Raw genomic sequence first — 24005 nt, 5'->3', positions numbered from 1 at the left:
ATATAGTTTAATTTAACTTCATTATTATTCAGGGCTTGCCCCCGGGTAGTGTTACTAAATTAGATACTTTCACCATTCAAAGTGAAGCATGAGGCATAATCTTTTTGTAGTTCTATGGGCTATTTTAACAATTTTCGCATGTAAAACAGCTAATAAATCGCAAACCGGTCCGATAACCCAGGGAATATCCGGAATTATCACCGAGCTGAAGGGCAATCAAATGCCCATGAAAGGTGCTCCCGAAAACAAACCCAGACCCGTATCTGTCACACTTTTGGTCTATGAACCCACCAATTTAACACAGGTGCAAAGGGTCGAAACTTCCGCCTTATATACGGCAATAAACACACGAAAGGTTGCTTCTGTTCTCTCAGACAGTACCGGTGCTTTTAGCGTTGCTTTACCTCCGGGTACTTATTCCCTCTTTGTGCAACAGGGAAAGTTCTTTTTTGCCAATTCCTTCGACAGTCAGAATAATATTCAGCTAGTAACGGTAGAAGCCAATAAAGTAACACCCTTTAATATCACGATCAATTCCGGAGCGGTATATTGATTTCTAAGGTTATCTTTGCGTCCCACATTACAGATGATAGCCGGTAATGGGGTTGATGGTGTTATGAATTTGAATGTGTTGTTGGAGCAGTATCAAAATAACCCCCGCCTTTTTCAGTTGGCGGACATGCTTTCTTTTGCCCAATCTCAAAGAATTTTTCTCAAAAACCTTCAAGGAAGTAGTGCTGAATTCGTAGTCAGTGCAGTCTTCAATCATACTGCTACTTCTGCATTGAATCATATTGTGGTTTTGAATGATGCGGAAGAAGCTGCCTATTTTCATAATACATTGGAGAATCTGACGCAGGCATTGGATCTGTTTTATTTTCCATCTTCTTTCAAAAACAGAAAAAACTTTCGAATCCTCAACAGCTCTCATGTAATGCTTCGCACAGAAGCCCTTACTAAGTTGGCAGCTGGGGGTAATAAAAAAATCCTGGTCACTTATCCGGAAGCCATTTTTGAAAAAGTGGTCCTTCCCAAAACACTCAGCAGTAATATCATCACCATTAAAACAAACGATACCATTAACCCTGAAAGTTTGATGGAATTGTTTGTCATGTATGGTTTTGAAAGAACAGATTTTGTATACGAACCCGGACAGTTTGCAGTACGTGGTGGTATCCTGGATATTTATTCTTTTGGTAATGAGAAGCCCTATCGTGTTGAATTGTTCGGTAATGAAGTAGACAGTATCCGCATCTTTGATCCGGAAACACAATTGAGCGAAAGAAAGTTGCTGCAAGTCAATATCATTCCCAATGTTGAAACACAATTCAGTACGGAAGAGAAAGTATCACTCTTTGATTTTTTAAGTGAAAATACCATTGTATGGTTGAAAGATTGGGATGTGATCGCTGAAAAAGTGCAACAACAGTATGAGGAGATGGAAGGTTTCATGCAACTGCTGAAAGAAGGTTACCAAATGAAAGCCAACGAAGAGGAAGAAGATATACGTGTATTGAAGGAAGTATCGGCTGATGATTTTGTTCCACTCTCCATGATCAGCGAACAGCTGGATAAAAGGCATATCATTGAATTTGGCTACAAGCCACAATTGGCAAATACCGAGATCGAATTTGCAACCCGACCGCAACCTGCATTCAACAGACAGTTCGATCTGTTGATCAAAGATCTTACTGCACATGAATCAGCGAAGTATAGTATTTACATTTTTGCTGAACAGGTAAAACAACTGGAGAGACTTAACAGCATTTTTGCGGACCTCAAAACAGAGATTCAGTTCGTTCCAGTTCCTTGTAGTATTCATGAAGGTTTTATTGATGAAGATCTTAAGATCGTTTGTTATACGGATCATCAGATATTTCAACGTTACCATAAATACAAGGTCAAGCAAGCTTATAATAAAAACAAAGCCCTTACCCTTAAAACACTGCGTGATCTCCAGCCGGGAGATTATGTAACACATATTGATCATGGTGTAGGTACTTATAGCGGTCTTCAGAAATTAGAAGTGAATGGTAAACTACAGGAAGCTGTTAGGATCATTTATAAAGACAGTGATATCTTATATGTCAACATTAACTCACTCCATAAAATTTCCAAGTACACGGGTAAAGAGGGAACAGTACCTAAGATCAACAAGTTAGGAAGTGATGTGTGGGTAAGACTAAAGGAAAAGACCAAAACCAAGGTTAAAGAAATTGCATTTGATCTGATCAAACTATATGCGCAAAGAAAAGCACAGGAAGGTTTTGCGCATACACCGGATAATTATCTTCAAACAGAATTGGAAGCTTCCTTTATTTATGAAGATACACCCGATCAAAGCAAAGCTACGGCTGATGTGAAAAAAGATATGGAGAGTCCTTCTCCAATGGATAGGCTGGTGTGTGGCGATGTGGGTTTTGGTAAAACAGAGATCGCTGTACGAGCTGCTTTTAAATCAGTAGTCGATGGTAAACAGGCTGCGGTATTGGTTCCTACAACGATACTTGCATTCCAGCATTATAAAACCTTTAAAGAACGATTAAAGGATTTTCCGGTAACCGTAGATTATATCAACCGATTCAAATCAGCCAAGGAGAAAAAAGAAACATTAAAGAAAGTAGAAGAGGGTAAGATTGATATTATAGTTGGTACGCATGGACTTCTAGGTAAAGAAGTGAAGTTCAAAGATCTGGGTATTATGATCATTGATGAAGAACAGAAATTTGGTGTTGCACATAAGGAGAAACTGAAAACCCTGAAGACCAATGTCGACTGTTTAACACTCACGGCTACTCCGATTCCAAGAACCTTGCAATTTAGTTTGATGGGGGCACGTGATTTGAGTATCATCAATACCCCGCCGCCGAATCGTCAGCCGATACAAACAGAAGTGCATGTATTCAATGATGATTTTATTCGTGAATCTATCTATTATGAAACAGAACGAGGAGGACAGGTTTTCTTTATTCACAATCGTGTCGTAGGATTATCTGAGATGAGTGCCTTATTGCAAGGGCTTTGTCCGGATTTGAGTATAGGCTTTGCGCATGGGCAGTTGGAGGGGCATGAGTTGGAAGAAAGGATCATGGATTTTATTGACAAGAAGTATGATGTATTGGTTTGTACCAATATTGTAGAGAGTGGAGTAGATATTCCCAATGTGAATACGATTATTGTCAATAATGCCCATCAATTTGGATTGAGTGATCTACATCAGTTAAGAGGAAGAGTTGGTAGAAGTAATAAAAAAGCTTTCTGTTATTTGTTAGCACCACCTATGAGCACTTTGCCCACAGATTCAAGAAAGCGATTACAAACGCTGGAACAGTTCAGTGATCTGGGAAGTGGTTTTCAAATTGCCATGCGTGACTTGGATATCCGAGGAGCAGGAAATTTATTAGGCGGAGAACAGAGTGGATTCATGGCAGAGATCGGGTTTGAAATGTATCAGAAAATTTTAGAAGAAGCCATTCGAGAATTGAAGCGTACTTCGTTCAAAGAGTTGTTCAAAGAAGAGATCAGTAAGCAAGATGATTATGTAAGTGATTGTACGATCGATACAGATCTGGAGATACTGATACCGGATAGTTATGTAGAAAGTATTGCTGAGCGACTTTCGTTGTATTCACGATTGGACAATTGCGAGAAAGAGGAAGAGTTACAGGATTTTCATCGAGAAATGATTGACCGATTTGGTCCAATGCCATCACAGGTTGAAGACCTTTTTACAACTGTACGCTGTAGATGGAGAGCAGTTGAGATCGGCTTTGAAAAAATGACCCTGAAGCAAGATACATTACGCTGTTATTTCATCAATCGTCCTGATTCTCCTTATTTTGAATCAGCGTTATTCAAACGAGTGTTGGCTTATCTACAGAGCGGAACGAATAAAGCACGATTGAAACAAGCGGGTAAAAACTTTTTACTGGTAGTAGATGATATAAAAGATATGGAAGCGATGTTGCGCTTTTTAGACGGGATGCATAAAGGGGTTATTCAATTGCAATAAAAGAGGCTATATCAAAAAACTGATACAGCCTCTTTTACTTTTAAGACTTTCGTTTTCTCTACTAATAAACCATGGTCCATGGACTATGGTCTATAGATTATAACCCCAGTCCCACAGCAAAAGCACGAAATCTCGTAGCAATAGTTCCAGTTGAAGTGAAAGCTCCTGTTGTTAGATTTACAGAATAAATATTTGTGCTGTTACCAACAGTTCCTACTGCATAGGCCATTCCGGATCTTCCTCCAATATCGAAACCATTCATCGCAGATAATGTAATTCCTATATTACCGACTTCTACGAGAGTGCCATTGTTGGGTGGATCTTGTTTGAATAATTTGGTTCCACTCATTACATACAGCAATGTACTGGTAGCGCCATTAAAGTTATTGGTGTAAGCAGCCCCTGAGATAAGTGGTGTTCCCGGATTGATAGTACCATCTGTTGCAGCAATGGTTCCGTCGTTTGGATTTAAGCGGAGATTAAGTCCCGCATCACTCACCAGTCTGATACGATCTACTGTTGGATTGAAATCAAAACCCCATGCAGTTGCCGTAGTTCCAACCATGAATCCGGTTCCTACTGCTGCGGCTGCTCCTGAGGAAGTATTCAATTTATATAATCGACCCATTCCGGTTGTAGTTACGGTGAAGGCAAATAACTCTCCATTAGCCGGACGAAAATCTATTCCTTCGATTGTTTCACCCGCTCCTAAACCAGTAATAGGTTTACTGATCATCATCTGTGGTCTGGAAGGATCAAAGATCTGAAGTGTGTTCATGTCATCAACGCCATATGCAACAGACGGTGTAGGTATTGCAATATCTATCAGGTTTGCGGCTATTTCATTGACGTAGGTGGTAGCTCCTGACATTAAATTAATCGTATACAGTCTCGTTTTACCAGCTTGCGTAAAAGTAGCCAGTGAAACAGTATTATCAGGACTGATGTCAAACCCACCCTTGCCCACAAAATCAATTCCCAGACTACCAACTTCAGCAAGTGTACCATCATTAGGTGGATTCTGCTTGTACAATTTTTTCTGCGAAATATCTATATCATATAAATCGGTAGTGCTTACTCCGGCTCTGCTATTTGTATATGCGATAGAAGTGATAGCGGGGTTCATACCGCCATTGATATTACCATCAGTAGCAACACTGGCTCCTGTTTCAGGATGTAAACGAAGATTCTGACCAGCATGTGTTACCAGTCGGATTCGATCTACGGTTGGATTAAAATCAATGTTTGCGATTTGAGAATTCAATACCGGTGTGAAGCCACTACCAATTTGTCTGGCAACACCATCTATTAAACTGATCACATACAATCTACTGTTTGATGCCAAAGCATACAACTGCGCAGTAGCAGGTCTGAAGTCAATACTTAAAACTTTTTCACCTGATGGTATACCGGATATGTTCAATGAGTTTTCAACGACGCCCGGAGATTTCGCATTGTAACGGTTTAGTTTACCGTCATCTGTGAGGCCATAGAATACTATATCGGGCCCAGTTCCGGGAGTAAATACGGGTGGCTCGGGAATATTTCCGGAGTTGCCTAACTCTTTGGCACAACCGGATACCAGCAGGCCAAATGTACAAACCAGTAAGAACTGGTGTATGATTTGATAATGAGATCGGGTTCTGTTCATAGTGTTCATATTTCGTTGAACCCTATAAACGAGATTTTTTAAATAGTGGTTTTCGGGGTACTAAAAACAAAAAGCCGACCATATGGCCGGCTTTCAAAAAGATTGGTACGGGTCAAAAGCCTTTTTTCGCAACGCCATCAGCGATAGCAGCCAATGCTTTTGCTTCACTGAGAATCGCTGCCATTTTATTTCCTTTTCCATCATGCCCTGCAGCCATGTAACCGCCACGAGCTGTTTTGGTGATCACTGCATCTTGCATAGGAACATTTTTCTCCTTGGTCTTCAGGCAATATGCTTTGATCATTTTTGAAGTGTCCATTTTCTTAGAATTTAATGTGGTTAGTAAATAAACAACGGGTTATGTTACCACAACTTACTGTTTTTTACTGAAAATCAAAAGGGATGGGGAAAATAGTAATCCACAGGGGTTTAGTGAGTGGTGAATAGTCAGTAGTGAGTGTTTTAATTTTTTACGCACTACTGACTATTCACTACTCACTTTTCAGATAAACTTTTCCTAACCATGGACCATAATCCATTCGCCAAACTAAACGTCAATCTTCGCGTACTTTGCATGGCTTTCAATGAATTCACGGCGTGGTGCTACGTCATCACCCATGAGCATACTGAATATTCTATCAGCTTCTGCAGCACTTTCTATGGTTACTTGTTTGAGTGTTCTGCGGGCAGGATCCATAGTGGTTTCCCATAATTGGTCTGCATTCATTTCACCCAAACCTTTGTATCGCTGAACAGTCACGCTGTCATCCTTTCCACCACCTAATTTCTCGATCCACATTCTTCTTTGCTCTTCATTGTAAGCATATTGCTGCTCTTTTCCTTTCTTCACCAGATACAGCGGTGGTTGTGCAATGTATACATAACCTTGTTCTACCATTTCTTTCATGTATCGGAAAATGAAAGTAAGGATCAATGTTGCGATATGTGAACCATCCACATCAGCATCCGTCATGATGATGAGTTTATGGTAACGCAGTTTTGTGATGTTTAAGGCTTTTGGATCTTCCGGTGTTCCCACTGTTACTCCCAAAGCCGTGTACATATTCCTGATCTCTTCATTTTCATAGATCTTATGCTCCATGGCTTTTTCAACGTTCAGGATCTTACCCCTTAAAGGAAGGATGGCCTGATAACTTCTATCTCTTCCTTGCTTGGCGGTTCCACCTGCTGAATCTCCCTCCACCAGGTACAACTCACATTTCTGCGGATCACGTTCACTACAGTCAGCCAGTTTACCGGGAAGTCCACCACCACTTAATACTGTCTTGCGCTGAACCATGTCTCTTGCTTTCTTTGCTGCAACACGAGCTTGTGCAGCAAGAATGATTTTCGAGATCACATTCTTGGCTTCCTTAGGATTTTCTTCCAGATAGGCTTCCAGTACACGTGCAACAGTCGTTTGTACCACACCACTCACTTCACTGTTTCCTAATTTGGTTTTGGTTTGTCCTTCAAATTGTGGTTCTGGTACTTTCACAGAAATGATTGCACTCAATCCTTCACGAAAATCATCACCTTCTACCTGTACTTTGGCTTTCTCAAATAAACCTTCTTTATCTCCATAGCTTTTGAATACACGTGTCAAAGCCTGGCGGAAGCCGGTCACATGTGTACCACCTTCAATGGTATTGATGTTGTTTACATAAGAGAAAATATGTTCTTTGAAATCATCATTATAAGTCAGCGCCACTTCTACAGCAACATTTGTTCCTTCATCATGTCCTTCAACATAAAGTGGATTGCTGATAAGCGGATTACGATGTCCGTTTTTATCCAGCATTTGCACAAACTCAACAATACCTCCTTCACTGTAGAAATTTTTCGAGTATACATTTCCTTCTTCGTCTTTTTCACGAAGATCAGTAAGGGTGATACTGATGCGTTTGTTCAGATAGCTCAACTCACGTAAGCGACCTTCCAGAATATCTTTTTTGTATACAGTTTCCTGGAAAATGGATGCGTCGGGCCAGAAGCGAACATGGGTGCCGGTGATATCACTTGTACCGATTTCTCTCACCGGATACTGAGGTACACCGATCTTGTATTCCTGTTCAAATATTTTTCCTTCGCGATGTACAGTTACATGAAGGGTCGTACTCAATGCATTCACACAGCTCACACCCACACCATGCAGACCACCGGATACTTTGTAAGTATTCTTATCAAACTTACCACCCGCATGCAATACGGTCATTACAACTTCAAGTGCACTTCTCTTTTCTTTGGAATGCATGGCAGTAGGAATACCTCGTCCATCATCTTTTACACTGATCGAATTGTCTTCATGAATGGTTACATGGATGTTTTTACAGTATCCAGCTAAAGCTTCATCGATAGAGTTGTCAACCACCTCATACACGAGATGATGGAGACCTTTTACCCCCACGTCACCAATGTACATGGCGGGTCTTTTTCTTACTGCTTCTAAACCTTCTAAAACCTGTATACTATCGGCACCATAATTTTTGTTCTGGGCCTCATTACTGTTCATTTGTTCCTGAGTCATAAATGCTTGTAAATCCTGAGTTTAAGTGAATTTTCGCAGGTGGACAAAGCTAATGAAAATAGGGGGTTTTTGGTGATAAATGGACCTGCTGTTTTCCACATTTCAAAGGAGTTTTTTAGACCCCAATCTGACCGTTTTTGACAGTGCTATGACATCCCCTGCAAACTGCTTTCCGTTAATTTGATGTTTATACATTAATTTTGTATTCTGATGATAGAAGTAATGGATATATTGAGAGTGGCGCATAAGAGTGGTGTGGAACCTTCATTGGATGTTTTGTACCATAAGGAACAGCATATTCCCGGCTCTATTCATTACAATATCAGGCGTTTATATGCCCAACATCCTTGGGTTGCGGAAGATACCGGTATGATGGTGTATCATTACAACTCCCGTAAACCTGAAGAGAACTACCTCGAACTTCGTTATTGTACTACCGGCAATCGCTATTGCGCTGAAAAAAGTTGTGCGCAATGTGTGGAACTTCCGACCAATCAATGCAGCGGGAAGCACCAGACGGTAGACGTATTTACATTTCACTTTACTTCTACTTTTTTACACCAGTTTGTGCACAATGTTAAGTTGAGCAACCGTAAAGATGAAGTGCTTGCATTTCGCCATCCTCATGCATTTACCAAAGTATTCCCACTTTGTAACAGAAAAAGAAATGCACTTGATTCTCTACTCAATCATAGTTACACTGGTGCGCTCGAAAATATTTTCGTAAATGCAAAAGTGCATGAACTGTTATTGTACAGTTTAGATTGCTTAGTGGATGAAAAGGAAGAAGGATTTACCTGTAAATTTCTTGCGGATGAAAGTGGCCGTGACAGGATCTACCAAGCCCGAGAAATTTTATTACAACATATTGGTGACCCTATCACGATCAAAGAACTGAGTCGTAAAGTAGCCATGAATGAATGCTACTTGAAAAAAGGGTTCAAAGAAATTTTTGGTACAACGATCTTCGATTTTTATCAGCAACAAAGAATGGAACATGCGAAATACCTTTTGTATGAAAAAGGATTAAGCGTTACAGATGTCTCTGCATTATTGGGCTATTCTTCCATTTCACACTTCTCAGCCGCCTTCAAAAAACATACAGGACTGAAACCTTGTGACCTGTTGCGTTGATCATTTTCTGTATTCACCTTTTATGAAATGCTGATTGCCAGGTTTTGGCTACAGATGTATTTTTACATGACCATATTCATTATCTTCATTCTGAACGAAATCCCAAAGCATGCTTATGAGGTACCTCTACATTCTCATGCTGTTCTTTGTAACAGCATGTTCTAACAACAAAGCAGATCTGATCATTCACAACGCAGTGATCTACACTGTTGATTCTACTTTCACTACTGCTGAAGCAATGGCTATTAAAGATGGTTTGATTCTCGAAGTAGGCAGTAATGATGAGATCCTAAAAAAGTATAAGAGTGATGAAAAGGTAGATGCGGCAGGTCAGGCTGTGTATCCGGGTCTTATTGATGCACATGCGCACTTTGTAGGATATGGTCGCTCTTTGTTCCAGGTAGATCTGTTCGGTACCAATACATGGGAAGAAACGGTAGCTCGTGTAAAAGCTTTTGCCGATGAACATCCTGATCTGTATTGGATACAAGGCAGAGGTTGGGATCAGAACCGCTGGCCGGGTAAAAACTTCCCAACCAATGAAGAATTAAATAAACTGTTTCCTGATAAACCGGTTGTATTGACCCGTGTAGATGGACATGCTTCTATTGCCAATCAGAAAGCATTGGATCTGGCTGGGATTAAAGCCGGACAAACAATAGTCGGTGGCTCTATCGAAGTAAAGCATGGCGTGTTGACAGGTGTTTTGATCGATAATGCTGACAATAAAGTCTATGCTCAAATTCCTGCCCCAACCAAAGAAACCTATGTTCAATGGTTACAGGCGGCAGAGAAAAATTGTTTTGCTCAGGGGCTCACTACGATCACTGACTGTGGTCTGCATTATACAGATGTTGAAGCCATTGACACTTTGCAAAAAGAAGGCAAACTCAATATGCGTTTGTATGTTATGTTGAGTGATGATGCTTCGAATTATGAAAAGTTCTTACCGAAAGGTCCTTATAAAACCGATAAGCTATATGTGAAAGGCATTAAAGTTTATGCAGATGGGGCATTGGGTAGCCGTGGTGCCTGCTTATTAAAACATTATAGTGATCGCCCAGACTGGACAGGGTTCTTGCTTAGAAATAAAAATCATTACGATTCATTAGCAGGTGTGTTATCCAAAACAGATTTCCAAATGTGTACACATGCGATTGGAGATAGTGCCAATCGTGAGATCTTAAATATCTATAACAAGTATCTTGGTGGTAAGAATGACAAACGCTGGCGCATTGAACACGCACAAGTTATTCATCCTGATGATTTCAAATTATTTGCTGCAGCTAGTGTGATCCCTTCTGTTCAGCCTACACATGGCACCAGTGATATGTATTGGGCTGAAGATCGTTTAGGTCCTGATCGTGTGAAAGGTGCTTATGCATTCAAACAATTATTACAACAAAACGGATGGATTCCATTGGGTACGGATTTTCCCGTGGAAGATATTTCTCCCTTTAAAACATTCTTAGCCGCAGTCGTTCGTAAAGATGCCAAAGGGTTTCCAGAGAACGGATTCCAAATGGAGAATGCGTTGACTCGCGAGGAGACCATTCGCGGAATGACCATCTGGGCTGCAAAAGCCAGCTTCATGGAAAAAGAGATCGGTAGTTTGGAGAAAGGAAAGAAAGCTGATTTTATTTTCCTTGATAATGATTTGATGAAAGTAGCACCTGAGAAAATATTAGATGTTAAGGTGACGGCTACTTATTCCGGAGGTAAAAAAGTTTATAGTAAATAAAATGTAAAGCCACAGATTCTCAGATTTAAATTTAATCTGTGCATCTGTGGCTTAATAAATATCCTCTCTGGGGCTATTTGATTTCTCCAACCATATCCCCCGGAACTACCCACTGGTCAAACTCTTCCGGTGTAAGATAACCCAGCTTCACTGCCATTTCTTTCAATGTGGTTCCTTCCTTATGTGCTTTCTGCGCAATTTCTGCAGCTTTATAATAACCGATCTTGGTATTCAAAGCAGTTACCAGCATCAGGCTATTATCTACATGCTTTTTGATATTGGCTTCCAATGGTTCAATACCTACTGCACACTTGTCATTGAAGCTCACACAACCATCACCAATCAGTCTTGCACTGTGTAAGAAATTATAGATCATCACCGGCTTGAATACATTCAATTCAAAATGTCCGGTAGCGCCACCAATGTTGATGGCAACATCATTACCCATCACTTGTGCAGCGATCATGGTCAATGCTTCGCACTGGGTTGGATTTACTTTACCCGGCATGATCGAAGATCCTGGCTCATTATCCGGGATAAAGATTTCTCCGATACCACTTCTGGGTCCTGAGCTCAGCATACGAATGTCATTTGCTATTTTCATCAGACTAACAGCAACTGTTTTCAATGCTCCATGTGCTTCTACAATAGCATCATGTGCTGCCAGCGCCTCGAATTTATTTTCTGCTGTAACAAATGGCAATCCGGTTAACTGTGCGATATGTTTTGCAACATTCACATCATAACCTTTTGGTGTATTGATGCCGGTACCCACAGCTGTACCACCTAACGCCAATTCACTCAGGTGAGCTAATGTGTTATTGATGGCTTTTAATCCATGATCCAATTGACTTACATATCCGCTGATTTCTTGTCCGAGTGTCAGGGGGGTTGCATCCATAAAATGGGTGCGACCAATTTTCACTACATGCATGAAAGCTTTACTTTTTGCTGCCAGTGTATCCCTCAGTTTTTTGATACCCGGAATAGTTACTTCCAACAATATCTTATATGCTGCGATGTGCATCGCTGTCGGGAATGTGTCATTTGATGATTGTGATTTATTGACATCATCATTCGGGTGCAGAAATTTTTCTTTATCAGTCAGGCTACCACCTTTGATCACATGACCACGATAAGCAACCACTTCATTCACATTCATATTGCTTTGAGTACCCGAGCCTGTTTGCCAAACCACTAATGGAAATTGATCGTCTAATTTTCCGTCCAGGATCTCATCACATACTTGTCCGATCAAAGCTGCTTTTTCTTCCGGTAATACACCTGCATCACGATTGGTGAGTGCAGCTGCTTTCTTCAGATAAGCAAATGCCTGTATGATCTCTTTTGGCATTTTATTGATATCCTGCGCAATACGGAAATTATCGATACTGCGTTGTGTCTGTGCTCCCCAATAAACATGTGCCGGTACTTTTACCTCGCCCATGGTGTCTTTTTCAATACGGAATTCCATCGTTATGATTTTTTGTTGATCAGGTAGATTAAAATTTGCTGCAAAGGTAGGGAAGATGAGCAGGGAATGGTTATAGAAATGCAGGAACTTTAAGGGTTTTGAATAAATATTTGGGGTGCATCAGGGCAATGGTTTCAACAGTTTTCCATTCATCATTCACAAATGGGGGATTAACATTTTAACAGACCTTTTCAATCCCCTTTTTTTTATCTTCCAATTTCTAAAACTGCATTATGAAAGGAGTAAAACTATGGTTATTACTGCTGTTGGTCGGATTCGCAGCAACAGCACAGAAAAAGTACGAGTGGAAGCAAGCCACTTCCAATGGGTACACTTACCGTTATGTGACCAATGACCCAATGGCTGCCCGGTACTACACTTTATCCAATGGACTAACGGTCATATTGTCTCCGAATAAAAAAGAACCCCGTATTTCGGTACGGATACCGGTAAGAGCCGGTAGTAATACTGATCCAAGAGAGCATACCGGATTGGCGCACTATCTGGAACACATGCTTTTCAAAGGAACCGATAAATTCGGAACCCTTGATTGGGCAAAAGAAAAGCCATTGCTGGATAAGATCGATCAGTTGTACGAACAATACAATTCTACAAAGGATACGGAGAAGAGAAAAGAGATCTATAAAGAGATCGATAAGATTTCCGGTGAAGCCGCCAAGTTTGCGATCGCCAATGAGTATGATAAAATGATGGCTGCCATGGGTGCACAGGGTACGAATGCACATACATGGGTAGAAGAGACAGTATATGAAGAAGATATTCCAGCCAATGCCTTAGATAAATTTCTGGATGTACAAGCAGAGCGTTTCCGTAATCCGATCCTTCGTATTTTTCACACGGAGTTAGAAGCAGTATACGAGGAGAAGAACAGAACCCTTGACGAAGATGGTTGGAAACTGCAGGAAGCTTCTCATTACTATTTATTTCCTACACATAACTATGGTCAGCAAACTACCATCGGTACGATCGAGCATTTGAAAAACCCTTCTTTGAATGCGATCAGAGATTACTACAGAAAGTTTTATGTACCTAATAATATGGCCATTGTTTTAGCAGGTGATTTCGATCCTGATAAAGTGATCGCTATGATCGATGCTAAATTCAAGTACATGAAAGCAAACCCTGTACCTGAATATAAGCCAGCTCCTGAGAAGCCTATCACACAAGCGATTGTAAAAGATATTTATGGTCCTAGTGCCGAAAGTCTTCAATTCAGTTTCAGGACAAGTGCGGCAGATTCAAAAGAAGCTTTGTTGGCTGTGCTAGCAGCTTCTGTTTTATCAAATGGTAAAGCCGGTTTATTGGATCTGAACCTGAATAAGCAACAAAAAGTACTTCGTTCCGGAGCTGGTGTTCGTCAATACAAGGATTATGGAGTATTCAATATTTCAGCCGCTCCAAAGCAAGGTCAAACATTGGAAGAAGTGAAAGACCTGATCATGGGTCAGTTGGATATCCTTAAAAAAGGAAACTTTGATGAAAGTCTTATTAAAGCCATTGTTGCTAATTTCAAATTGGCTCAATTGCAAGGATTGGAAAACAATGGTAACCGAGTTGAAGAGATCACCGATGGCTTCATCAAACACAAAGGAACCAAATGGAATGAGGATGTTGCAGTATTGGATGATATGAGTAAGATCACCAAACAGGAATTGGTGACTTTTGCAAACAATTTCTTTAAAGATAACTACGTATTGCTTTACAAAAGAAAAGGAGAAAGTGGCAATGTCGTTAAAGTGGAGAAGCCTCCGATCACTGCTGTTGAAACCAATGCCGATAAACAATCTCCATTCCTGAAAGCCATTAATGATAAGCCTTTGAGTGCTGTTCAACCAGTTTGGCTGGATTATAATAAAGACATGCAAAAAGGTAAATTGGGCAATGCAGATGTGTTGTATGTTCAGAATAAAGAGAACAGCCTTTTCCGCATGTACTATTACTATGATATGGGTGCATGGAATAATAAATTACTTCCTCTTGCACTGCAATATTTGCAATTCATAGGTACTGATAAATATTCAGCAGAAGATATCAGTAAAGAGTTTTACAATTTGGCATGCAGTTTCAATGCGAATGCAGGTAATGATGTTACAACCATTTCATTGAATGGTTTAGAAGAGAATTTTGATAAAGCCGTGGCTTTATTGGAACAATTGGTACGTAACTGTAAAGCAGATGATGCTGCACTGGCAAGTCTGATCAATCGTTTGGAAAGAACCAGAGCCAATAATAAGCTGAATAAGAATGTGATCATGAATGCTTTGCGTAACTATGGAGCTTATGGCGAAAAAAATCCTTTCAACTATACCTTATCAGATGCAGAATTGAAAAGTGTCAAAGCTGCTGATCTGATCAATATTTTACACAATCTCTTTAACTATTCTCATCGTATTCTTTATTATGGATCTAAACCACTAAATGAGTTCTCAGCAGGTTTGGCCAAAGTGCATACACTGCCAACTAGTTGGACTCCAACGCCGGCAGCTGTTGTTTTTGAAAGAACAAAACTTACAAAGAACCAGGTCTTGTTTGCTGATTATGAGATGAAACAAGCGGAGATCACTTGGATCGGCAACCTTGATAAGTATGACGCATCAAAAGAAGCAGTTGTGAATGTGTTCAATAACTATTTCGGTGGCGGCGGTATGGGTGCGATCGTATTCCAGACCATTCGTGAATCAAAAGCGTTGGCGTATTCAACATTTGCTGTCTTACAAACGCCGAATAAGAAAGAGGATGATTTTTCTTTTGTGGCTTACGTAGGAAGTCAGGCAGATAAATTCCATGAAGCTATCGCAGGAATGAATGAGTTATTGAATACTTTGCCTGAAGCAACACAGACTTTTGAAAATGCGAAAAAGAGTCTATTGAAAGATTATGAGACGGAGCGCATCACAAAAGATGGAATCCTCTTTTCTTATCTGAATAATGAAAAGAAAGGGATCAGCACAGATCTAAGAAAGCAGATCTATGATAAAGCTACCGGTATTAGCTTTACAGACCTCAAACAGTTACATCAGTCAGGTATTGCCAATAAGGCATACGCTTATTGTGTGGTAGCTTCTGAGAAGTCTGTTAAGCAGGAAGATCTGGAGAAATACGGGGAAGTGAAAAAACTTTCTCTGACTCAGTTGTTTGGATACTAATTCAATGTTCATTGAATATGATAGGCTGCATCGTTTCGGTGCAGCCTTTTTTATTTTCATTTAGTTTTGATAAAACTGTTAGATAGCTTACTTTCAAAAGACAAATGATCCAGTCCATGAAACTTATATTGTCAATTATTGCTTTTATGTGTTGTTGCGGTAGCTATGCACAACAAACAGAAAATGTCATTATCATTACCACAGATGGATTGCGTTGGCAAGAGTTATTTAAGGGTATGGATCCAGTATTGGCATCCGATAAAAGATATAATCAAGACGACAGTACATTGATCTATTCAACATATTGGGCTGAAGATCTAGCAGAAAGAAGAACCAAATTGATGCCTTTCTTTTGGAAAACGATTGCCCGGCAAGGTCAGATTCATGGTAACAGGGATTTGGGCAGTAAAGTGAATGTTACCAATCCGTATTGGTTTTCATATCCCGGTTATAATGAGATCTTTTCAGGGTATGCTGATGATAACATCAACAGCAATGATTATCCGCCCAATCCCAATACCACTGTACTGGAATTCCTGCATCAACAACAGCCTTATAAAGGAAGGATTGGAGCTTTTGGGGCATGGGAAGCTTTCAATAGAATTTTAAATGAAAAAAGAAGTGGTATTCCGGTCATAGCTGCATATGATACTACCGGAGGTGCGAAACCCAATGCGGCAGAATTAGTGATCAATAAAATGTTGCTAAGTAGTCATCGTATGTGGGCAGAAGAATGTTTTGATGTATTTACACATCATGCTGCGATGGAATATTTGAAAAAAGAAAAACCCAGAGTGCTGTATATCGCTTATGGAGAAACAGATGAATGGGCACATGGATGGAAATATCGTTCCTATTTACAAGCTGCAACACAAGTAGATAAGTGGATCGAAGAAATATGGAACTATGTACAATCTACTCCGCAGTACCGTAATAAAACCACTTTACTCATTACTACTGATCATGGCAGGGGTGATAAAGATAAACGTAAATGGACCAGTCATGGTTCTGATATTGAAGGTGCAGATGAAATTTGGTTTGCGGCGATTGGGCCGAATACTCCTGCCCTTGGTGAGATTAAAAAACCCTCACAGTTTTATCAGAAACAATTTGCACAAACCATTGCTAAGCTGTTAGGTGTTACATTCACTGCTAACCATCCTATCGCCGAAGAGATCAAAGAAGTAATCAAACGATAGTCAAATAGTGCGTAGCCTCTGTTTTTCTTGTTCTCAGCGGTTTCATAAAAAGGATGCTGCCGCAGAGAACAAGAAAAACAGAAGTAGCACGTAGGGGTTATTGGCCTTTGAAAATGGCTTTTCTTTTTTCAAGGAAGGCAGAGGTTCCTTCTTTCATGTCTTCTGTTGCGAAACAATCACCAAAAGCATTGATTTCCACTTCAAACCCATTTTTACTTTCATCAAATACTGCATTGGCTGCTTCAATACATTTGGCCACAGCTACAGGGGCTTTACTATTGATCACCTGAAGGATAGCGATCGCTTTAGCGATCAATTCTTCCTGTGGTACCACATAATTCACTAAGCCATATTGTAAGGCGGTAGCGGCATCGATCATGCCTGCACCCATTAGTAATTCCATCGCTCTTCCCTTGCCGATGAGCTGCACCAGTCTTTGTGTTCCACCATAACCGGGAATAAGACCTAGGTTCACTTCGGGTTGACCAAACTTTGCATTTTCAGAAGCGATTCTGAAGTGACAACTCATTGCCAGTTCACAACCTCCACCTAATGCAAATCCGTTTACACAGGCTATAACAGGTTTTGGACAATTTTCAATTTTAAAAAAGATGTCTTGTCCTCTTTTGGCCAATGCTTTTCCCTCAGCAACAGAAGCGCCACTGAACTCACTGATATCAGCACCTGCAACAAAAGCTTTAGGACCTGAGCCGGTAATGATGACAGATTGAATGTCTTTATTCTGGTATACTTCATCCATCACATTGCTTAAATCAGACATGACCTGCTGATTCAAGGCATTTAATTTATCGGGGCGATTAATAGTAATGGTGAAAATACCATTTGAAAGATCGGTAACTAAGGTTTGATACATGGCAATCGTATTTGTACAAAAATAGGGGAGCAATACTGTTCTTTTGTATTTTGTAGTATGAATCTGATAGAGGTCATCATATATACCGGGATTTTCGTCTTTGCAATAACAGGCGCTTTAAAAGCGAGAACGCATCAGATGGATATTTTTGGTGCTGCAGTTGTGGCGTTTGTTACTGCTTATGGTGGTGGCACCATTAGAGACCTGCTCATTGGTGTGCGACCTGTGAATTGGGTGAATGATTATCTCGCTCTGGGATTGGTTGTATCAGCGGTATTGATCGTATCCTTATTGAACACGAATTTCACTCGTTTTCGCAGGGCTATTTTCTTTACGGATGCTATTGGATTAGGCATGTTTACTGTAGGTGGAATTGAACGTAGCCTCGTATATGGGATCAATGAAGGTTATTCAGTGATCATGGGTGTGATGTCTGCAACTTTTGGAGGATTATTGGCAGATATGATCTGTGGAGAAGTACCCAATCTCTTAAAACGTGGAGAACTATATGCCACAGCCTGTGCTTTGGGAGGTGTGATCTATCTCGGATTGAAATATTATGGTATAGAATATAATCTTGGTCTCTTTATATGCGTTGCCATCATTGTAGGCATACGTATTCTTTCAAAACGAAAAAGACTAAGACTTCCCGAGATCTAATGTTAGTTCAATAAATAACTTTTCAGAAAATCAAGGGTTCTTTTTTTCGCCAGCAGATTGGCTTTCGCATCTTCATTATTTCCTGTCACACCATCAAAACTATGATCTGCATCAGGGTATACATGCATGGTCATTGGAGCAGATAGGGGTGATTGTTGAGCTTTTAATATCAGTCCATCATAAGCACTGATATTGGTATTATTATCACTATTGGTATATAAAGTAGTATAGAGAGGATCTTTGCCGGCAGCGTGGATCATCACAGGTGCATATGGAATGTATTTTCCATTACTCGGAGTGCCGGGGCGACCATAATAACTAAACATCGCAGCTCCGGGATAGTAAGAGACAGCTGCAACAAATCCGCCTTCTGATGGACGTTGGGCAGGTGGTAAAACACCGTCGGTATAAGTAACTCCTCCACTGATCAATGACCAGGTTGTTTTGCTGACAGCTTGTGCATCTACCATGGTGCTCAGTACACTGGTACCACCATGTGAGAATCCAAGTAATGCGATCTTATTTGATTTGATCCTGGTTAATGTTCGTAAATAGTTTAACCCGGCATAAGCATCGCGTGGACGAACAAACTCAGCTGCTAAGAAAATATTTTCAGGAGGGGCCATGTTGGGAAAATTCTTAACACCTCGTGGTGTATAGCTGTCGATGAAAAGAGCAGCGATTTTATTGACCCTAAAAGAATCGATCCAGATATGAAACTGGCTGGCTAATTGAGTGTTAGTGGCATCATTGCTACTCCATAATCCACCACTGCCATGCTGTACGATCACTGCAGGAAGCGATGTAGATGAAGCAGGAATGAAAAGAATGGCTTTCAAAGGTGTTGTTCCTGTCGGGTTGTTGATCAGAACCGTTTCCAATACTTCATTCTGCGTATTGTTGGTATTCGAAGGATTAGTATTAGCAGTAGTGGTTACTGATTTTTTACTGCATGAAAATATCAGTAATGCCATTAGGCAAACAACGATTCTCATGCTTACAACCTGTTTCATAATGTGCTTCCTTTTTTTCGGGATGCAAAGATGCTATGCAACCATTGCGGGATGCAATCATATTGGTTCAATCGGGATAATAAAGGGTTGAACGGTCTGCTTACAGTTGTTCTGCATTTAAAAAGAACGATTCAGACTCACCCATTCTGAGATATAGTTGGCGATCTCGCCGGTAGCTGTGCCGGGAGCAAAGAGCTTACCAACACCCATGTCATTGAGGGTTTTCATATCGTCTTCAGGAATGATACCACCGCCCGTGAGTAATACATCATTCATCCCTTTTTCTTTGAGTAGTTGGATGACTTTTGGAAATACGGTCATGTGTGCTCCGCTAAGGATGCTGATACCAATGGCGTCCACATCTTCCTGTAAAGCCGCATTCACTACCATTTCAGGGGTTTGTCTGAGGCCGGTATAGATCACTTCCATTCCTGCATCGCGTAATGCGGTAGCAATTACTTTAGCACCACGGTCATGTCCGTCTAATCCAACTTTAGCAACCAGTACGCGAATGGGGCGTTTGAGCTTACTCATGCAATCGATTTATGGCTCAAAAGTAAGCAATGGATGGCAAATCTCATTTTCGGCTGAACCGGGCTTTTAAAGCAGCTACCCCTCGTTCGGTAATGGGCTGTAAAGAGTCGTTTCCATTCTCAAATAAGAAGATCTTGGTTCTTGTTTCACGGAATAAAGGGTAGTCTATGGAATCACGCAGGGATACTTTTTCAAATTGTTGGAAAACAATATCATCTGCATCAGGCATTTTTTTTCCTATCAGTAGCAAATGTTTGAAATCATATTTTTCCGGCATCCAGAATAGAAAAGAAGCATTGTCGCTATATACTACCGGTAAGCCTACCTGTTTTGCATAATAGTTCAATGCACCGGCCGTATAATAACCGCGACAATACACCATTGTTTTCTTTTGTTCTGCTTCCGGTAAACTCTTATAGACAGCAGCCGTTTTTTCTGCCAATTCTTTCCATCCGATCATATCTGCAAAATCTTGTGGTAAAGGATGGTATTCAAGATCCTCCCATTTAAAGGATCCGGTTGTATGGATATTCTTTGACCGATACCAATCAGCCAATTCCTGAGGTGGATAGAGTGGCAGTAGTAATGGCATGATGAGTATTCCCAGTCCTGCCGGTATACATACGAATACATACCGAAGCACCTGTAATTTTCCGGTAGTGAGTTTTTCAAGCCAATATGCTCCGAATGCAAACAATAAAGGGTATACTCCTGCGGCATAATAGCTTTTTCCATTCATATAGGTTAATAAAGCGATCACGGCAAAATAACTGATGCCGATCATGCGATATTTTCTTCCTTGGGCAGTAAATAAAACATACAGCAGACCGCTGATCCAAATGAATACACAAGGAAGAAACATCATGATCTGATCGATCAAGAAATCTTTTGGATCAATGAATTGGAGTTGTGTTGCTTTCAATTCTTCCATGTGAATGAATATCGGAAACCCGTGCTGGTATTGCCAGATCAGATTGGGTAACATGATCAGTAGTGCAAGAGATCCGGCGAAATAAAGATGTTTATTCAAGAAGATAGATCGGTGCTTCGTGAATAGTAGTCCTGCCAATAGACTTATAGTATAAAATGCAACAGAGTATTTACTTAACATACCCAATCCAATGCTGATACCAAAAAGGTATAACCAACTATTTTTCTTGGTGTCGATGAAGTTGATCAGCGCATAGCCGTTAAGTGTCCAAAAAAATACATCCAGAAAATTGGGATGGAAAAAATAAAACATACGGATATAACCCGTGAATAAAAAAGGGAGCGATGCTAATACAATCGCAAATGAGCGGCCACCTAATCGAAGAATGATCTTGCCCATCATCAGTAATATCATCGAGCCAAATAATGCAGGCCAAAATTTCACCCAAAACTCAGTAGCTCCTAAGCCGTTACTGATGTATGCCATAAATGATAACATGGGGGGTACTTCCAAAAATCCCCAGGCAAGATGATGGCCTTCCGCTAAATACAGGTATTCATCACGATGTAATTGGTAGGAGGGGTGCACCAATAAAAAGGGAAGAGTAAAACGTACAATCGCTAAGAGATACAATAGTCTGGTAGCGTTCTTCATGTGAGATGTTTGTGGTAAGATACGAATGAAAAAGAGATTGCCACTGAAGACACAGAAATACACTGAATCATTCTGTGTATTTCTGTGGCTTCAGTGGCAACTCATCTATCTTAACCCACTAAACCAAGCGTATGTTTAATCCTGGCAACCGTTTCTGTTTTTCCGATCAACGCAGCAATATCAAACACACCCGGTCCAAACTTTCCTCCTACTAGCATGATACGAAAAGGAAGCATCAATTCACCCGGCTTTAGTTGATTTGCTGCAGCGAGTTCTTTGAACTCCTTTTCCAGATCGGAAGCTTCCCAAAGTGAGCTCAGTTCATAAGCGCGAATCAACTCAGTGAAGAACAGATTTTTTTTATCATCCCATTTGGGTTTGATCGCATCAATATCTATTTCAGTGGGTGACTGAAAGAAAAAGCTGCTTTGCGCTGTGAAATCAGACAACAGTGTGCAACGCTCTTTTACCAGATCAATTACTTTGTGTAAAAATGATGGTTCTGTTATCTGAATATTATTGGTCGCGAATGTTTGCTGCACAAATGGAGCAAGATCTATTGCTGTTGATTGCTTGATCCATTCATGATTGTACCATTTCGCTTTTTCATAATCAAATTTAGCACCGCCTTTATGAACGCGATCCATGGAGAATTTTTCGATCAATTCAGTCATCGTAAATATCTCTTGATCGGTGCCATCATTCCATCCAAGCATGGCCAATAAGTTCACAAAAGCTTCAGGAAGGAAACCTCTTTCTCTGAATCCGATGGTCTTTTCATTTGTTTTTGGATCGGTCCAATCCATGGCAAATACAGGAAAACCTAATCTATCACCGTCTCTTTTACTGAGTTTGCCATTGCCATCAGGTTTCAAGATCAAAGGAAGGTGGGCCCATTCAGGCATGTCTTTTTCCCATCCCAAGTATTTCCATAACAGTATATGAACGGGAGCAGAGGGTAGCCATTCTTCTCCACGAAATGCATGTGATATCTTCATCAGATAATCATCCACTACTACAGCAAGATGATAGGTAGGCATACCATCCGCTTTAAGTAATACTTTATCATCTACCTGATCAGTTTGAAAAGAAACTTCTCCACGGATCATATCTGTGAAACTCACGGTTTCACCGGCAGGCATTTTGATGCGTATCACATAAGGCATCCCCTCACTGATCAATCGCGTCACTTCATCTTCACCCAGTGTAAGAGAGTTACGCATTTTCTCACGAATGAATTGATTGTATTGAGGAGACGGATTTTCAGCGGTCTTAAAATCACTACGCATAGCTTCCAACTCTTCAGGCGTATCAAATGCATAATACGCATAGCCGGCTTTTATAAGTTGTTCAGCGTACTGTCTGTACATGTCTTTGCGCTCACTTTGTCTGTAAGGTGCATATGGACCACCATGTTTCGGACTTTCATCGGGTATCAATCCACACCACTCCAAAGTCTGGAAAATATATTCTTCAGCCCCGGGTACGAAACGGGTTTGGTCGGTATCCTCGATTCTTAAAATGAAATCGCCACCATGCTTCTTCGCAAAAAGATAGTTGAATAAAACAGTTCTTACACCCCCCAAATGCAGTCCTCCGGTAGGAGAAGGGGCAAAACGTACACGTACTTTTTTGTTCATAGTACAAAGATAAGTGTTAGTCCATAGTCGATGGTCTATAGTCCATGTTTGATCTCCAATGTTTTGCCATGGACTATGGGCTATCAACTATAAGCTATATTTACACCATGTATCTTACAAAAACTCCCTTTTGGCTGCGCAGTTTGTATCCTTCGTTGGTATGGAGAATGCCGGTGGAGGGGGAGAAGAGGATCTACCTCACATTTGACGATGGTCCGCATCCGCAGGCAACGCCATTTGTATTGGATCAGTTGGCGGCTTATGGAGCGAAAGCTACTTTTTTTTGTATTGGTAAAAATGTTGCAGCAGAGCCGGAGATTTACCAGCATATCATTGCGGAAGGACATTCGGTGGGTAATCACACACAACATCACCTGAATGGCTGGAAAACGGATGATGTTACCTATTTGAGTGACATCTCAACAGCGGAACAATACATTGCCTCTGATCTTTTCAGACCTCCTTACGGACGCATTAAACGTTCTCAAATAAAAAATCTCCAACAGCAACAAAAGAAGATCATCATGTGGGATGTGTTGAGTGCTGATTTTGATACGCGTCTTACTGGAGATGCTTGTCTGGCTTATGTCTTGTACCATACCAAGCCTGGTTCCATCGTTTTATTTCATGATAGTGCCAAAGCATGGGATCGGATGTCAGTAGCATTGCCTAAAGTATTGAAACATTTTTCGGAGAAAGGGTTTCGGTTTGAGAGAATTGATCAGTGGACAGTTGATAGTTGACAGAGATAGGAAGATTAATAGTACAACAGCAATCTGCTTTTGGAGAATATA

17 protein-coding genes are annotated in these 24005 nt (G+C 40.6%); 8 read left to right on the top strand and 9 right to left on the bottom strand.

What is annotated here, in order from left to right:
- Positions 1-226: 226 nt before the first annotated feature.
- Both ABXG83_RS06675 and mfd read left to right on the top strand, forming a co-directional pair.
- Positions 227-553 (top strand): carboxypeptidase-like regulatory domain-containing protein, encoded by a 327-nt coding sequence (locus ABXG83_RS06675; protein ID WP_353550708.1) that lies wholly within the window; start codon positions 227-229, stop codon positions 551-553.
- 63 nt (positions 554-616) lie between these two features.
- Positions 617-4012 (top strand): transcription-repair coupling factor, encoded by a 3396-nt coding sequence (gene mfd / locus ABXG83_RS06670; RefSeq protein ID WP_353550758.1) that lies wholly within the window; start codon positions 617-619, stop codon positions 4010-4012.
- Between the two features lie 97 nt (positions 4013-4109).
- On the opposite strand, the gene ABXG83_RS06665 is transcribed toward mfd, so the two are convergent.
- From ABXG83_RS06665 to gyrB, 3 genes are all read right to left on the bottom strand, one after another.
- On the bottom strand, positions 4110-5663 hold the full coding sequence (locus tag ABXG83_RS06665) for a DUF4394 domain-containing protein (RefSeq protein WP_353550707.1): 1554 nt from the start codon (positions 5661-5663) through the stop codon (positions 4110-4112).
- Positions 5664-5775: 112 nt separating this feature from the next.
- Complete coding sequence (locus tag ABXG83_RS06660) at positions 5776-5982, bottom strand: hypothetical protein (RefSeq protein ID WP_178889119.1); 207 nt, start codon at positions 5980-5982, stop codon at positions 5776-5778.
- Positions 5983-6210: 228 nt separating this feature from the next.
- Positions 6211-8190: a DNA topoisomerase (ATP-hydrolyzing) subunit B gene (gene gyrB / locus ABXG83_RS06655; protein ID WP_353550706.1), complete on the bottom strand. Its 1980-nt coding sequence runs from the start codon at positions 8188-8190 to the stop codon at positions 6211-6213.
- A gap of 210 nt (positions 8191-8400) precedes the next feature.
- Between gyrB and ABXG83_RS06650 the strand changes: the two genes are divergently transcribed.
- Positions 8401-9324 (top strand): AraC family transcriptional regulator, encoded by a 924-nt coding sequence (locus tag ABXG83_RS06650; RefSeq protein WP_353550705.1) that lies wholly within the window; start codon positions 8401-8403, stop codon positions 9322-9324.
- Between the two features lie 115 nt (positions 9325-9439).
- Positions 9440-11065: an amidohydrolase gene (locus ABXG83_RS06645; protein ID WP_353550704.1), complete on the top strand. Its 1626-nt coding sequence runs from the start codon at positions 9440-9442 to the stop codon at positions 11063-11065.
- A gap of 73 nt (positions 11066-11138) precedes the next feature.
- Here ABXG83_RS06645 and fumC read toward each other — a convergent pair whose 3' ends face one another.
- Positions 11139-12539 carry a class II fumarate hydratase gene (gene fumC, locus ABXG83_RS06640; protein WP_353550703.1) on the bottom strand — a complete coding sequence of 467 codons (1401 nt, stop codon included), beginning with the start codon at positions 12537-12539 and terminating at the stop codon, positions 11139-11141.
- A 233-nt stretch (positions 12540-12772) separates the two neighbouring features.
- On the opposite strand from fumC, the gene ABXG83_RS06635 reads away from it, so the two are divergent.
- Together ABXG83_RS06635 and ABXG83_RS06630 are read left to right on the top strand one after the other, a co-directional pair.
- The gene (locus tag ABXG83_RS06635) at positions 12773-15706 is read left to right on the top strand and encodes an insulinase family protein (protein ID WP_353550702.1); all 2934 of its coding nucleotides are present in this window, start codon (positions 12773-12775) and stop codon (positions 15704-15706) included.
- Between the two features lie 116 nt (positions 15707-15822).
- Complete coding sequence (locus tag ABXG83_RS06630; protein ID WP_353550701.1) at positions 15823-16905, top strand: alkaline phosphatase family protein; 1083 nt, start codon at positions 15823-15825, stop codon at positions 16903-16905.
- Between the two features lie 97 nt (positions 16906-17002).
- Here the strand turns inward: ABXG83_RS06630 and ABXG83_RS06625 are convergent, their stop codons facing one another.
- Positions 17003-17779 (bottom strand): enoyl-CoA hydratase-related protein, encoded by a 777-nt coding sequence (locus ABXG83_RS06625; protein WP_353550700.1) that lies wholly within the window; start codon positions 17777-17779, stop codon positions 17003-17005.
- A 57-nt stretch (positions 17780-17836) separates the two neighbouring features.
- Between ABXG83_RS06625 and ABXG83_RS06620 the strand changes: the two genes are divergently transcribed.
- On the top strand, positions 17837-18439 hold the full coding sequence (locus ABXG83_RS06620; RefSeq protein ID WP_353550699.1) for a trimeric intracellular cation channel family protein: 603 nt from the start codon (positions 17837-17839) through the stop codon (positions 18437-18439).
- Positions 18440-18441: 2 nt separating this feature from the next.
- On the opposite strand, the gene ABXG83_RS06615 is transcribed toward ABXG83_RS06620, so the two are convergent.
- The 4 genes from ABXG83_RS06615 to gltX all read right to left on the bottom strand — a co-directional run bounded on the left by ABXG83_RS06615 (position 18442) and on the right by gltX (position 23211).
- Positions 18442-19452 (bottom strand): dienelactone hydrolase family protein, encoded by a 1011-nt coding sequence (locus tag ABXG83_RS06615; RefSeq protein ID WP_353550698.1) that lies wholly within the window; start codon positions 19450-19452, stop codon positions 18442-18444.
- Between the two features lie 117 nt (positions 19453-19569).
- Positions 19570-19986, bottom strand: coding sequence for a cobalamin B12-binding domain-containing protein (locus ABXG83_RS06610; protein ID WP_353550697.1), 417 nt, complete (start codon positions 19984-19986; stop codon positions 19570-19572).
- 43 nt (positions 19987-20029) lie between these two features.
- Complete coding sequence (locus ABXG83_RS06605; protein WP_353550696.1) at positions 20030-21571, bottom strand: glycosyltransferase family 39 protein; 1542 nt, start codon at positions 21569-21571, stop codon at positions 20030-20032.
- Positions 21572-21681: 110 nt separating this feature from the next.
- Positions 21682-23211 carry a glutamate--tRNA ligase gene (gltX, locus tag ABXG83_RS06600; protein ID WP_353550695.1) on the bottom strand — a complete coding sequence of 510 codons (1530 nt, stop codon included), beginning with the start codon at positions 23209-23211 and terminating at the stop codon, positions 21682-21684.
- A 107-nt stretch (positions 23212-23318) separates the two neighbouring features.
- On the opposite strand from gltX, the gene ABXG83_RS06595 reads away from it, so the two are divergent.
- Positions 23319-23954, top strand: a complete 636-nt coding sequence (locus ABXG83_RS06595) for a polysaccharide deacetylase family protein (RefSeq protein ID WP_353550694.1) — start codon at positions 23319-23321, stop codon at positions 23952-23954.
- Positions 23955-24005: the final 51 nt, after the last annotated feature.

Source organism: Sediminibacterium sp. KACHI17 (genome assembly GCF_040362915.1).
GTDB lineage: Bacteria > Bacteroidota > Bacteroidia > Chitinophagales > Chitinophagaceae > Sediminibacterium.
This window is presented reverse-complemented; position numbering and strand designations above follow the sequence as displayed.

Coding starts and splice junctions, on each gene's coding strand:
- ABXG83_RS06610 (WP_353550697.1), bottom strand. CDS start 19,986: ATGAGTAAGCTCAAACGCCCCATTCGCGTACTGGTTGCTAAAGTTGGA.
- ABXG83_RS06660 (WP_178889119.1), bottom strand. CDS start 5,982: ATGGACACTTCAAAAATGATCAAAGCATATTGCCTGAAGACCAAGGAG.
- ABXG83_RS06645 (WP_353550704.1), top strand. CDS start 9,440: ATGAGGTACCTCTACATTCTCATGCTGTTCTTTGTAACAGCATGTTCT.
- fumC (WP_353550703.1), bottom strand. CDS start 12,539: ATGGAATTCCGTATTGAAAAAGACACCATGGGCGAGGTAAAAGTACCG.
- ABXG83_RS06620 (WP_353550699.1), top strand. CDS start 17,837: ATGAATCTGATAGAGGTCATCATATATACCGGGATTTTCGTCTTTGCA.
- ABXG83_RS06665 (WP_353550707.1), bottom strand. CDS start 5,663: ATGAACAGAACCCGATCTCATTATCAAATCATACACCAGTTCTTACTG.
- ABXG83_RS06675 (WP_353550708.1), top strand. CDS start 227: ATGAAAGGTGCTCCCGAAAACAAACCCAGACCCGTATCTGTCACACTT.
- gyrB (WP_353550706.1), bottom strand. CDS start 8,190: ATGACTCAGGAACAAATGAACAGTAATGAGGCCCAGAACAAAAATTAT.
- ABXG83_RS06630 (WP_353550701.1), top strand. CDS start 15,823: ATGAAACTTATATTGTCAATTATTGCTTTTATGTGTTGTTGCGGTAGC.
- gltX (WP_353550695.1), bottom strand. CDS start 23,211: ATGAACAAAAAAGTACGTGTACGTTTTGCCCCTTCTCCTACCGGAGGA.
- ABXG83_RS06625 (WP_353550700.1), bottom strand. CDS start 17,779: ATGTATCAAACCTTAGTTACCGATCTTTCAAATGGTATTTTCACCATT.
- ABXG83_RS06650 (WP_353550705.1), top strand. CDS start 8,401: ATGATAGAAGTAATGGATATATTGAGAGTGGCGCATAAGAGTGGTGTG.
- mfd (WP_353550758.1), top strand. CDS start 617: ATGAATTTGAATGTGTTGTTGGAGCAGTATCAAAATAACCCCCGCCTT.
- ABXG83_RS06615 (WP_353550698.1), bottom strand. CDS start 19,452: ATGAAACAGGTTGTAAGCATGAGAATCGTTGTTTGCCTAATGGCATTA.
- ABXG83_RS06595 (WP_353550694.1), top strand. CDS start 23,319: ATGTATCTTACAAAAACTCCCTTTTGGCTGCGCAGTTTGTATCCTTCG.
- ABXG83_RS06635 (WP_353550702.1), top strand. CDS start 12,773: ATGAAAGGAGTAAAACTATGGTTATTACTGCTGTTGGTCGGATTCGCA.
- ABXG83_RS06605 (WP_353550696.1), bottom strand. CDS start 21,571: ATGAAGAACGCTACCAGACTATTGTATCTCTTAGCGATTGTACGTTTT.